The following is an 11,897-nucleotide window of genomic DNA, read 5'->3' on the forward strand; positions in this document are numbered from 1 at the left end:
TCATCGACCGCGTAGGAAAAGTTTGTCCAGATCATCCAGCCCAAGCTGGGTCCAGGTCGGCCGACCGTGGTTGCACTGGCCGCTGCGCTCGGTGTTTTCCATGTCTCGCAACAGTGCGTTCATCTCGGGGATGGCCAGGCGACGGTTGGCACGCACCGCGCCGTGGCAGGCCATGGTGCCAAGCAGCTCGTTGAGGTGTGCCTGAATACGATCGCTGGTGCCGTATTCCATCAGATCCGCAAGCACATCCTGAACCAGCCGGTTGGCCTCAGCCTGCTTGAGCAGGGCGGGAATCTGTCGGATCGCCAGGGTCTCAGGACCCAGGCGCTGCAGTTCGAAGCCCAGGCGCTGGAACCATTGGGCGTGCTCCTCAGCACAATCAGCCTCGCGCTGGCTCAGGGCCAACGACTCAGGCACCAGCAGCGGCTGGCCGCTCAGCCCTTCACTGGCCATGGCTACCTTGAGGCGCTCGTACATGATGCGTTCGTGGGCGGCGTGCATGTCCACCAGGACCAGGCCGACGGCATTTTCGGCCAGGATATAGATGCCTTTGAGCTGGGCAAGGGCAAAGCCCAGCGGCGGGACGTCGCCCTGGCTTTGCGGCAGCGCCACCGGGGCCGGGGCACCGCCCTCCAGCGGGGCGAAAAACTCACGATAGACCGCTTGCGCCTCGGCAACCGGCACAGGCTGTGAAGGACGCGGGGTGTATTGGTACTGATAGCCCGAACCACTGCCACCGGAGAAAGGTTGGCGAGGCTCGGCCTGGGGCTGCTCTAGTACTGGCGAGGCCAGGCGCATCTCGGCCTGAGGGCCGAACTCCCCAGCCTGCAAACCGCTGGGGCGGACGATCTCGGTCGCCGCGGCCGGTGCGGCCAGGTGATCTTCCGGGCGCACGTCGGCCAGGGCCCGGTGCAAGGTGCCGTACAGAAAATCATGGACCATGCGCCCTTCACGAAAACGCACTTCGTGCTTGGTGGGGTGCACGTTGACGTCGACCCCGTTCGGCTCGAGCTCGAGGAACAACACGAATGTCGGATGCCGGCCATTGAACAGCACATCGCGGTAGGCCTGGCGAACCGCATGAGCCACCAGCTTGTCGCGCACGGCGCGGCCATTGACGAAGAAGTACTGCAGGTCCGCCTGGCTTCGCGAAAAGGTCGGCAGGCCCACCCAGCCCCACAATCGCAGGCCGTTGCGCTCGACATCGATCGGCAGGGCCTGCTCGAGAAAGCCCGGGCCGCAGATCGTCCCCACCCGCCGCGCCCGAGTCAATTCATCGGGCGCCTCGTGCAGACTGAGGATGCTCTTGCCGTTGTGGCGCAAGTGGAAGCCCACATCGAAGCGGGCCAACGCCAGGCGACGGATGACCTCCTGCAGATGATCGAACTCGGTTTTTTCCGACTTGAGGAATTTGCGCCGGGCCGGGGTATTGAAGAACAGGTCACGCACTTCGACCGAAGTACCGACCGGGTGCGCGGCGGGTTGCACGCGCGGGGTCATGTCGCGCCCCTCGGTCTCCACCTGCCAGGCTTCGCCAGCACTGGCGGTGCGCGAGGTGAGGGTCAGACGCGCCACCGAGCTGATCGAGGCCAGCGCCTCGCCACGAAAGCCCAGACTGAGCACACCTTCGAGATCTTCCAGCTCGCGAATCTTGCTGGTGGCATGGCGGGCCAAGGCCAGTGGCAGGTCGTCAGGCGCGATGCCGCCGCCGTCGTCCCGCACGCGCAGCAGCTTTACCCCACCCTGCTCGACCTCCACGTCGATACGCCGGGCTCCGGAGTCCAGGCTGTTTTCCAGCAGCTCCTTGGCCACCGAGGCCGGGCGTTCGACCACCTCGCCGGCGGCGATCTGGTTGGCCAGCCGAGGGCTGAGCAACTGGATGCGAGAACCACCATTCATTGTTGGGAGGCCAGGGTAGTGCCAGGAATGTCGAGATGCTGGCCGACCTTCAGCTCATCGCTCTTGAGGCTGTTGGTCGTCCGCAGGCTGGCCACGCTGACCTGATAGCGCACGGCGATCATGGCCAGGGTCTCCCCGGGGCGCACGGTATGCTCGCGCGGCCCCTGGGCGATCTTGCCGCTGTCGCGCAGCCAGGCGATATATGTCCCCGGTGGCGGGCTTTGCTGGAAGTACTGGCGCACACCGGTGTGGATCGAGCGGGCCAGGGCCTGCTGGTGGCTCTTGGTCGCCAGCTTGGCGGCCTCATTGGCATTGGAGATGAACCCGGTTTCCACCAGGATCGACGGAATGTCCGGGGACTTCAGCACCATGAACCCGGCCTGCTCCACGCGCCGTTTGTGCAGTGGAGTGATGCGCCCCATGTTGCCCAACACCTTCTGCCCCACGTCGAGACTGGAGCTAAGCGTGGCGGTCATCGACAGGTCCAGCAGCACGCCTGCGAGCATGCGGTCCTTGTCGTCGAGGCTGACGTTACCGGCGCCACCGATCAAGTCGGAGCGGTTTTCCGTGTCAGCCAGCCAGCGCGCGGTCTCGGAGGTCGCGCCGCGGTCGGACAACGCGAACACCGAGGCACCGAAAGCGGCCTTGGACGGCGCGGCGTCGGCATGGATGGAAATGAACAGGTCGGCGCCCTTCTTGCGCGCGATCTCGGTGCGCTTGCGCAACGGGATGAAATAATCGCCCGTGCGGGTCAGTTCGGCGCGATAGCCTCGCTCGGTGTTGATCTGGCGCTGCAACTCGCGAGCGATCTGCAGGACGATGTCTTTTTCGTGCTGGCCACGCGAGCCCGAGGCCCCTGGGTCCTCACCGCCATGGCCGGCGTCGATGGCGACGACGACGTCGCGCTTGCCACTGGGCACCGGCGGCAACTTGATGGCCGGCTGCGCGGGCGTCACCGGCACGGCGGGAGCGCTCGTGGTTGTCTGTGCAGGCGGCGGAGTCGGCGTGCTGGCAGCAACGGCGTCGGCTTCCTGGTCGTACAGGTCGACCACCAGACGGTTGCCATACTGGGCGTTGGGCGCCAGGGTGAAGCTCTTGGGCGTGACGGCCTTTTTCAGGTCGACGACCACGCGCAGGTCAGTGGGCGTTCGCTGGGCGGAACGCACACTGTTGATGGGGGTATTGGAGGTGGCGACATTCAGCGAGCCGCCCAGGGTGGCGCCGTTGATGTCGATGACCAGGCGGTCCGGCGCGGTCAGGGTGAAGACGCTGTGCTGCACAGGGCCGGATAGATCGAAGACCAGCCGCGTGTTGTCCGGTGCGCGCCACAGACGCATGCTCTTGACTTGTGTGACGGCCAGAGCGTCGACGGTCACCGCTGTCAGCAGCAGCCCAACGACGGCGACCAGTGCGCGTATGCGCATACCTAACCCCATTTACTGTTTGAATTCTGTGGCCAGGGCGGCGCACCAGGCCTCACCGCGAGCCCCCTGCGGTGAAAGGAGAAGCGAGCGTCCACCCGCTTGCGGGCTTATGGTAATGGTCAGGTCGGGCTTTGGCAAAACGCCCGCACCCTTTTGTGGCCATTCGAACAAGCACAGCGGGTCCCCTTCGAAATAATCGCGGATCCCCATGAACTCCAACTCTTCCGGATCGACCAGGCGGTACAGGTCGAAATGGAAAGCGCGCACATTACCAATCTCGTAAGGCTCGACCACGGTGAAGGTCGGACTCTTGACTGCCCCGGTATGACCCAGGCCGCGGATCAGCCCGCGCGAAAGCGTGGTCTTGCCGGCACCCAGGTCGCCTTCGAGAAAGATCACGCCATGACCGCCCGTCACTTCGGCCAGGCGCGCGCCAAATGCGACAGTGGCCGGTTCATCGGCCAGAAACAGGGTTATGCCAGACACGCTGAATGCTCCTCCAACAACTCACGAATGACCGGAACCAGATCACTGGCCGCCAGGCCTCTTCCTTTCACACCCAGGCGCTCCCCCGCACAGGCATGCAACCACACGCCCAGGCAAGCGGCCGACCATGCGTCCAGGCCTTGGGCCAGCAACGCGGCCAGCACACCGCTCAGCACATCGCCCAGCCCCGCGCCAGCCATGGCCGGATGGCCACGCTCACACAACGCCAGTTGCCCGCTGGGGCCTGCCACCAGGGTACCGGCGCCCTTGAGCACGCAGACACTGGCATGCTTGCGCGCCAGTTTGCGGGCAGCCCCCGGCCGGTCGGCTTGCACCGCCTCGGTGGAAATACCCAGCATGCGCGCCGCCTCCCCCGGATGCGGAGTGAGGATGCTGCCGCTGTGCAAAGCCAGGGGCCTGTGTGCCAGCTGATTCAGGGCATCGGCATCCCATACCTGCGGCACAGGCGCGTTGGCCGCCGCCGACAACAGGCTGCGCCCCCAGGCGGCCTGCCCCAGGCCAGGGCCGACCACCAGCACCGATGCGCGCTCGAGCACGCCCATCAGCTGATTGGCGGAACTCACCCCAAGCCACATGGTTTCGGGCAGGCGCGTGAGACCCGCAGCCACATGCTCCGGGCGCGTAGCCACGCTCACAAGGCCCGCACCGCAGCGCAGGGCCGCCTCGGCACTGAGCATCACCGCTCCGCCGGTGCCCAGGTCACCTCCAACCACCAGCACATGACCGAAGTCGCCCTTGTGGGCGTCGGCGGGGCGCGATGGCAGGTGCGCAGTGGTCAGGCTGCTTAGCAGTTGCGGGGCATTACCGAGGTGTTTGGTCTGAGGCATGGGGTCAAAGGCTCCGATGTCTGGCAGAATTATACGCACCTCTGCCTGTATTGCCTTGTCCATCCATGTCCGCTTGCCTTCCTGACCTCAATACGCTGGCCCAATCGATCAAGGATTGGGGCCGCGAACTCGGTTTCGCCCACGTCGGCATCGCCGGCGTGGCGCTTGGCGAGCATGAACAACACCTGCAGCGCTGGCTGGACGCCGGCTACCAGGGCGAGATGGACTACATGGCCGCCCATGGCAGTAAACGCTCACACCCCGACGAACTGGTGCCAGGCACCCTGCGCGTGGTATCGCTGCGCATGGACTACCTGCCCGGCGATACGCGCATGGCACAGATGCTGGCGCACCCAGAGAAAGCCTACATTTCTCGCTATGCCCTGGGCCGTGACTACCACAAGCTGGTGCGCAAACGCGTGCAACATCTGGCTGAGCGCATTCAGCAGGCCATAGGCCCCTTTGGTTTTCGCGCCTTCGTCGACAGCGCCCCGGTGTTGGAAAAGGCCATCGCCGAGCAGGCTGGCCTGGGCTGGATCGGCAAGAACACCTTGCTGCTCAACCGCAAGGCCGGCAGCTACTTCTTCCTTGCCGAGCTGTTCGTCGACCTGCCGCTCCCGGTGGACCCGGCCCAGGCCAGCGAGCACTGCGGACGCTGCCAGGCCTGCCTGGACATCTGCCCTACCGGTGCCTTCGTCGGACCATATGTGCTCGATGCCCGGCGCTGCATTTCCTACCTGACCATCGAGCTCAAGCAGGCGATCCCGGTCGAATTGCGCTCGCTGATCGGCAATCGGGTGTTTGGCTGTGACGACTGCCAGATCGTCTGCCCCTGGAACCGCTTCGCCCGCCCGACCCAGGAAAACGACTTCAAGCCCCGTCATGGCCTGGACAACGCCGAACTGGCCGCCCTGTTCCTTTGGGATGAAGCGACCTTCCTGAGCAATACCGAAGGCTCCCCCCTGCGCCGCGCAGGCTACGAACGTTGGTTGCGCAACCTGGCGGTGGGGTTGGGGAATGCGCCGACCACCGTCCCGGTACTCGAAGCCTTGCGGGCGCGGCGCGAACACCCCTCGGCGCTGGTACGCGAGCATGTAGAGTGGGCGCTGGCACAACACGAAGGCCAGTAACGACGCACCTCTCAGACGCGCAGCAGGGCGATCATTGCTGGTCGTTGTAGTGGAACTTGGGCATTTCCCAGTGGAAGCGGATCGCCAGCAAGCGCACCAGGAAACCACCGAACAAGGTCAGCAGCATGGCCTGCTCTGCCGGCACGTTGAAATGCACACAACCCAAGTAGAACCAGGCGGCGGCAAAGGAGACACTGGCATACAGCTCCCGGCGGAACACCAAGGGAATGTCGTTGCAGAAAATGTCCCGCAGGATGCCACCGAACACGCCGGTGATCACCCCGCTGATCGACGCCACCAGCATGCCCTGCCCCATTTCCAGGGCGGTCATGCAACCGATCAACGTGAAAGCCACCAACCCAAGGGCATCGAGCACCAGAAACAGCGAACGCAGATGGCGCATCAGCGGCGCGATGAAGATGGTCAACAGGGCTGCGAAACTGGTCAGCACCAGGTACTCCGGGTGCTTCACCCAGGTCAGCGGGTAGTGCCCAAGCAGTACATCTCGCACCGATCCACCACCCAGCGCAGTGACGCAAGCGATCAGCACCACGCCAAACCAGTCCATGCCGCGGCGCCCCGCGGAAAGCGCGCCAGTCATGGCTTCAGCGGTGATGGCGACAAGGTAGAGCATCAACAACATGGTGCATGTCCGAAAGTAAGCGGTAAGCGCCAAGCAAAACGCCACCGCGGGCTGTCCCTTCAGCCGCTGTGGCGTTTTGCTTGGCTCGAGGCTTGAAATTTTAGAGTTTGATGAAGTGTTCGCGGTAGTGACGCAACTCGGCGATTGACTCGCGAATGTCGTCCAACGCGAGATGGGTCCCACCCTTCTTGAAGCTGTCACGCACCTGCGGGGCCCAGCGTGCGGCCAGTTCCTTGAGGGTGGAGACGTCCAGGTTGCGGTAGTGGAAGAACCCTTCGAGCTTGGGCATATGGCGATAAAGGAAGCGGCGGTCCTGGCAGATGCTGTTGCCGCAGATCGGCGATTTGCCTTTGGGCACCCACTGCTCGAGGAAGGCCAGGGTCTGCGCCTCGGCCTCGGCCATGTCGATACGGCTCTCGCGCACACGCTGGGTCAGGCCGGAAGCACCATGGGTACGAGTGTTCCAGTCGTCCATACGTGCCAGCACTTCGTCGCTGTGATGAATGGCGATCACCGGACCTTCAGCCAAGGTGTTGAGTTCACTGTCGGTGACAATGGTCGCCATCTCGATGATGACATCGTTGTCCGGATCCAGACCGGTCATTTCAAGATCGATCCAGATCAGGTTCTGTGCGTTTTGCATGAAGGGGCTCCTCGAATAGGCCGTCATTTTAGCCCACGACGCGGCTTTCGTGGCGCAAACGCCAACACAAGGGACGGGATGGTCCATGCTAAACTGCCAGCCGTTTTTCTTTCTGCCCCGCCAACACGGATCATTCATGGCCAAACGCCAGCTCAACCGTCGCCAGAACTGGCGTATCGAAAAAATCCAGGGCGAGCGCGCCGCTCGCGCCGCCAAACGTGAGCAACATGCCTTGCAGGAATTGGAAGGGGGTGATCTGGGCCCTGAACAGTTGGGGCTGGTGATCGCTCACTTCGGCGTGCAGGTGGAGGTCGAGGCGCAGGATGGCGAGGCGATGGGCCAGGTGTTTCGCTGCCACCTGCGGGCCAACCTGCCGGCACTGGTCACCGGCGACCGGGTGGTATGGCGCGCGGGCAACCAAGGCAACGGCGTCATCGTCGCGCAGATGCCCCGCACCGCCGAACTGTGTCGACCGAACAACCATGGTCAGCTCAAGCCCGTGGCGGCGAATGTCGATCTGATCGTGATCGTCTTCGCGCCTGCCCCCGAGCCCCAGGCCAACCTGATCGACCGTTATCTGGTCGCTGCCGAACATGCCGGTATCCGTCCTCTCTTGCTGCTGAACAAGGCGGACCTGATCGACGAGCAGAACGGCCCGACCATCGAGGCTCTGCTGGCCGTCTACCGCGACCTGGGTTATCCCCTGCTGGAAGTGTCGGCTCATCAGGGCGAGGGTATGCAGCGCCTGCAACAGACGCTGGACAAGCACATCAGTGTGTTCGTCGGCCAGTCCGGGGTCGGCAAGTCATCGCTGGTCAACAGCCTGCTGCCAGAGGTCAGGACCCGTGTGGGCGATCTGTCCGAATGGTCCGGGCAGGGCACGCACACTACCACCACGGCCCGCCTGTACCACTTCCCCAACGGGGGTGACCTGATCGACTCGCCGGGTATCCGCGAGTTCGGCCTGGGGCATGTCAGCCGTGACGATGTCGAGGCCGGCTTCATCGAGTTCCGCGAGCTGCTCGGTCATTGCCGCTTCCGCGACTGCAAGCACGACCGAGAGCCTGGCTGTGCCTTGCTCCAGGCCTTGGATGACGGGCGTATCAAGCCACAGCGGATGAACAGCTACCGCTCGATCATCGCCAGCCTGCCGCAAGACACCTACTGAGCCACCCCTCGATGACAAAAAGGCCGCTCCTGCAGTGATTGCAGGAGCGGCCTTGTGTCGACTAGCCCAGCCCAGGCCTCACTCCTGGGTGTTGTCCATTTTCAAAACGCCATCTTCAAAGATGTTCAGCTTCTGACGCAGTTCACGCGGCTGCATCGGCGCCTGGGCCGTATCGCCCTGGCCCGGCGTGGCTGGCGCGCTGGCGCCAGGTGTGCCGTTGACAGGGGGCGTTTGCTCGGTAGGCGCCGGGGCATCCGGCGCGCTCTGCTCGCCTTCGATGCTGCGCTGAGCCTTCTTGGTCAGGACGATGATGTCGATGCGGCGGTTGACCGGGTTGAACGGGTCCTTGCGGTCAAACAGCGACGAGGAGGCGTAACCCACCACGCGTGCGACCTGCTCATCCGGATAGCCTCCGGCCACCAGCGCACGTCGGGCCGCGTTGGCACGGTTGGCCGACAGCTCCCAGTTACCGAACTCGCCGGTGCCGGCATAGGGCTTGGCATCGGTGTGGCCACTGATGCTGATCTTGTTCGGCACGGCCTTGATGGTGTCAGCCATGGCCAGCAGGATGTCCTCGAAGTACGGCTGCAGACGGGCGCTGCCCAGGTCGAACATCGGCCGGTTCTCGGCATCCATGATCTGGATGCGCAGGCCGTCCTGGGTGATCTCGAACAGGATCTGGTCCTTGAACTTCTGCAGTTGCGGGTTTTCCTCGACCTTGTTCTGCAGCTCTTGCAACAGCAACTGCAGGCGCTCCTGCTCGACCTGCTCGGCCAAGGTCTCGACCTTGTCCTTGTCCAGTTGGATGCTGGTGTCTGGGGTCGGCTCGGATTTTTCTTCCGGATTGATGGTTTTCTCCGGCGCCAGTTGTGGCGAACCGCCCAGGTCAATGACGTAGGGCGTGCCGCTCTCGGAGAAGCCTATTGGGTCCTTGAAATAGCCGGCGATGGCGATCTTCTGCTCAGGCGTGGCCGTGGACAGCAGCCAGAGCACCAGAAAGAACGCCATCATCGCGGTGGCGAAGTCGGCGAAGGCGATCTTCCAGGCGCCGCCGTGGTGACCGTCGCCAAAGCGCTTGACGCGCTTGACGATGATGGGCTGATTGTTCTCCATGACTTAGCGACCGCGAACCGCTTGTTCCAGCTCGGCGAAGCTTGGACGATGCGCCGGGTAAAGCACCTTGCGCCCGAACTCCACCGCCAGCGATGGCGGCATGCCAGAGGCCGAGGCCACCAGCGACGCCTTGATGGCCTCGTAGACGTTCAGCTCTTCCTTCGCGTCATGACGCAGCGCGTTGGCCAACGGGCCAAAGAAGCCGTAGGCCGCGAGAATACCGAAGAACGTACCCACCAGTGCCGCGCCCACGTGCAGACCGATGGATTTCTGGTCGCCATCACCCAGCGACGCCATGGTCACGACGATACCCAGAACCGCAGCCACGATACCGAAGCCAGGCATACCATCGGCAATGCCTGTTACTGCATGGGAAGGATGCTCGAGCTCTTCCTTCATGTTCAGCAGTTCCATGTCGAACAGGCCTTCGAGTTCATGGGGCGCCATGTTGCCGGTGGACATGATGCGCAGGTAATCGCAGATGAACGCGGTCATGCGCTCGTCGCCCAGCACAGCAGGGTATTTGGCGAAGATGGGGCTGGCTGCCGGGTCTTCGATATCGCCTTCGATGGCCATCATGCCTTCGCGGCGGCTCTTGTTGAGGATCTCGTAGACCAGGCCCAGCACCTCCAGATAGAAGGTATGGGTGAAACGGGTGCCGAACATCTTCAGCGACTTCTTGATCACATGCATGGTCATGTGACCAGGGTTGGCCTGAAGGAACGCACCGAAGGCCGCACCGCCGATGATCAGCACTTCGAACGGCTGGATCAGCGCCGCGATCTTGCCGTGGGAAAGCACGTAGCCGCCGAGCACGCTCGCGAATACGACGATGATGCCGATAATTTTAGCCATAGGTTCAAAGCACTTGCTGTGGTGGACAGGGTCAGGGGCGGGAGCTTTAAAACTCTTCTTCTACTTATCGACAGAACTGCGCCAGACTATAGGCACAAAATGCGAAAAGCCAGTTCGGACTGATGTCAAAATGCCAATGGACGCTAAGGTACCAAGCCAGATTCCACCTACGCTCGATGCCTGGGTAAAACTGCTCGATGGCATCCGCCTGCCAGTCCCCAAGGAGAGTCACGACCGGGTGCTGGCCGCCATCAACGATAGCCGTCGCTCCCTGCGCGACATCGCCGAACTGATGCAGGACAGCCCTGCTCTGGTGCTTTCGGTGATGCGCGAGGCGAACCATCCGGCCAACGCCAGCCAGGCAGAACCCGCCGAAAGCCTGGAAGTCGCTCTCAACCGCCTGGGCCTGGCCCGCAGCGCGAGCCTGCTGGCACGTCTGCCAGCCGTACCTGGCGAAGACATTCCGCCCGTGCTGCGTCAGTTCCTGCTGATCAGCCAGCACGCCGCCCAACAGGCCAGCGGCCTGTTCGCCAGCCGCCTGGCCCGGTTGTGGCAGGAAATCCACTGGGGCAGCCTGTTGTTCCTGTCACCGCTCTGGCCCCTGGCCTTGGCCTATCCCAAGCTGCTCGATGCCTGGGAACTGCGGGTCATCCACAAAGGCGAGGATGCAGCCGAGGTGGAGCACGAGCTGTTCGGCGTGCGCATTGTGACCCTGTGCCAAGCCATGGCCGAGCAATGGCGTCTGCCCGGCTGGGTGACCCAGGGCTATCGCCTGCTGCTCGATGAGCGCGAACAATTGGCCCAGGTCCTGAGCATCGCACGCGAGCAGGATGCCCTCACCCAACAGCAGCGGCTGGACGAAGAGCCTGGGCTACGCCGCTGGTTCAACCAACCCGCCAACACCGTGCTGCTGGCCAACGGCCTGGCCTTGGCGGCGCAGGTGGGCTGGGACAATCCCCACCTGCTGCGCTGGCAATTGCTGACGGCGTTGTACCTGCAGACCTCGCTCGATGATGTCCAGCAGCAAATTCACCAGCAAGCGGCGGCCAGCGCCCGGCATCATGCCCGACACGCCTTGTTCCATCCGGCCGAAGCCCTGCTCTGGCCCTGGCATCAGCGCCGTCCGCATCCGGACATGCTCACGCCCGAGCCGCCCACCAGCCAGGACCTCGAGCATTGGCGCACGGTGTGCGCCGAGTTGCTGACCCAACCCAGCCCGTTCACCACCAGCCTCCATCTCAGCACTCAGGCCCGCGAAGCCCTGCTGGCCTGTGGGATGCAGCGGATCATGCTGCTGGCGCTCGACAAAACCAATGAATGCCTGCGCGTGCAACAGACCGCCGGCCTGCCCCAGGAAGCGGCCTCGCTCGTGCTGCCACTGGCCCAGAGCAAACTGTTGCAACGGTTGATGGGGCAGGCGGCGCAACTGCGCCTGACGCCAGAGAACCACACCCAGTTCTCGGCGCTGCTGCCAGCCCCCTTGCGCGCGCTGCTGCCCAGTGAACATCTGTTGCTGCGCTCACTGGCAGTCAATGGACAGGTGGTGATGCTGATGATCGCCGACCAGGGCGGCAGACCCATGGTCGATGTCTGCGTGCAGGCCTTCGGCAAGACCGCCCAATGCACCGAGCGCGCACTGTCGGCCTTTGCCAACCGCAACGTCTGAGCCTTAGGCTACAATCGCCTCC

11 protein-coding genes are annotated in these 11,897 nt (G+C 63.7%); 3 read left to right on the plus strand and 8 right to left on the minus strand.

Annotated features, from left to right (window positions below):
* Genes mutL through ACNFCH_RS02355 form a run of 4 tightly spaced genes read right to left on the minus strand, consistent with a single transcriptional unit; the run spans window position 1 to window position 4,657 of the window.
* Window positions 1-1,899, minus strand: coding sequence for a DNA mismatch repair endonuclease MutL (gene mutL / locus ACNFCH_RS02340; RefSeq protein ID WP_416742178.1), 1,899 nt, complete (start codon window positions 1,897-1,899; stop codon window positions 1-3).
* The gene (locus ACNFCH_RS02345; RefSeq protein ID WP_337160141.1) at window positions 1,896-3,335 is read right to left on the minus strand and encodes an N-acetylmuramoyl-L-alanine amidase; all 1,440 of its coding nucleotides are present in this window, start codon (window positions 3,333-3,335) and stop codon (window positions 1,896-1,898) included. The genes mutL and ACNFCH_RS02345 overlap by 4 nt, the downstream gene beginning before the upstream one ends.
* Window positions 3,336-3,809: a tRNA (adenosine(37)-N6)-threonylcarbamoyltransferase complex ATPase subunit type 1 TsaE gene (gene tsaE, locus ACNFCH_RS02350; RefSeq protein ID WP_337160142.1), complete on the minus strand. Its 474-nt coding sequence runs from the start codon at window positions 3,807-3,809 to the stop codon at window positions 3,336-3,338.
* Window positions 3,797-4,657 (minus strand): NAD(P)H-hydrate dehydratase, encoded by an 861-nt coding sequence (locus ACNFCH_RS02355; RefSeq protein WP_337160143.1) that lies wholly within the window; start codon window positions 4,655-4,657, stop codon window positions 3,797-3,799. Before ACNFCH_RS02355 ends, tsaE begins: the two co-directional genes overlap by 13 nt.
* A 65-nt stretch (window positions 4,658-4,722) precedes the next feature.
* Between ACNFCH_RS02355 and queG the strand changes: the two genes are divergently transcribed.
* Window positions 4,723-5,787 carry a tRNA epoxyqueuosine(34) reductase QueG gene (gene queG, locus ACNFCH_RS02360; protein WP_337160144.1) on the plus strand — a complete coding sequence of 355 codons (1,065 nt, stop codon included), beginning with the start codon at window positions 4,723-4,725 and terminating at the stop codon, window positions 5,785-5,787.
* 31 nt (window positions 5,788-5,818) lie between these two features.
* Here queG and ACNFCH_RS02365 read toward each other — a convergent pair whose 3' ends face one another.
* Window positions 5,819-6,430 carry a trimeric intracellular cation channel family protein gene (locus ACNFCH_RS02365; RefSeq protein WP_196162563.1) on the minus strand — a complete coding sequence of 204 codons (612 nt, stop codon included), beginning with the start codon at window positions 6,428-6,430 and terminating at the stop codon, window positions 5,819-5,821.
* Between the two features lie 100 nt (window positions 6,431-6,530).
* Window positions 6,531-7,073 carry an oligoribonuclease gene (gene orn / locus ACNFCH_RS02370; protein WP_196162562.1) on the minus strand — a complete coding sequence of 181 codons (543 nt, stop codon included), beginning with the start codon at window positions 7,071-7,073 and terminating at the stop codon, window positions 6,531-6,533.
* Window positions 7,074-7,209: 136 nt separating this feature from the next.
* On the opposite strand from orn, the gene rsgA reads away from it, so the two are divergent.
* Window positions 7,210-8,241 (plus strand): small ribosomal subunit biogenesis GTPase RsgA, encoded by a 1,032-nt coding sequence (gene rsgA, locus ACNFCH_RS02375; RefSeq protein ID WP_196162560.1) that lies wholly within the window; start codon window positions 7,210-7,212, stop codon window positions 8,239-8,241.
* A gap of 78 nt (window positions 8,242-8,319) precedes the next feature.
* Here the strand turns inward: rsgA and motB are convergent, their stop codons facing one another.
* Together motB and motA are read right to left on the minus strand one after the other, a co-directional pair.
* A complete protein-coding gene (gene motB / locus ACNFCH_RS02380) occupies window positions 8,320-9,354 on the minus strand; it encodes a flagellar motor protein MotB (RefSeq protein ID WP_337160146.1) in 1,035 nt (344 codons plus the stop codon).
* 3 nt (window positions 9,355-9,357) lie between these two features.
* On the minus strand, window positions 9,358-10,209 hold the full coding sequence (gene motA / locus ACNFCH_RS02385; RefSeq protein WP_043211996.1) for a flagellar motor stator protein MotA: 852 nt from the start codon (window positions 10,207-10,209) through the stop codon (window positions 9,358-9,360).
* A 130-nt stretch (window positions 10,210-10,339) separates the two neighbouring features.
* On the opposite strand from motA, the gene ACNFCH_RS02390 reads away from it, so the two are divergent.
* The gene (locus ACNFCH_RS02390; RefSeq protein ID WP_337160147.1) at window positions 10,340-11,875 is read left to right on the plus strand and encodes an HDOD domain-containing protein; all 1,536 of its coding nucleotides are present in this window, start codon (window positions 10,340-10,342) and stop codon (window positions 11,873-11,875) included.
* Window positions 11,876-11,897: the final 22 nt, after the last annotated feature.

Origin of the sequence: Pseudomonas sp. NY15354, assembly GCF_048068075.1 — a bacterium.
In the GTDB taxonomy this organism is placed as follows: Bacteria; Pseudomonadota; Gammaproteobacteria; order Pseudomonadales; family Pseudomonadaceae; genus Aquipseudomonas; species Aquipseudomonas guariconensis_C.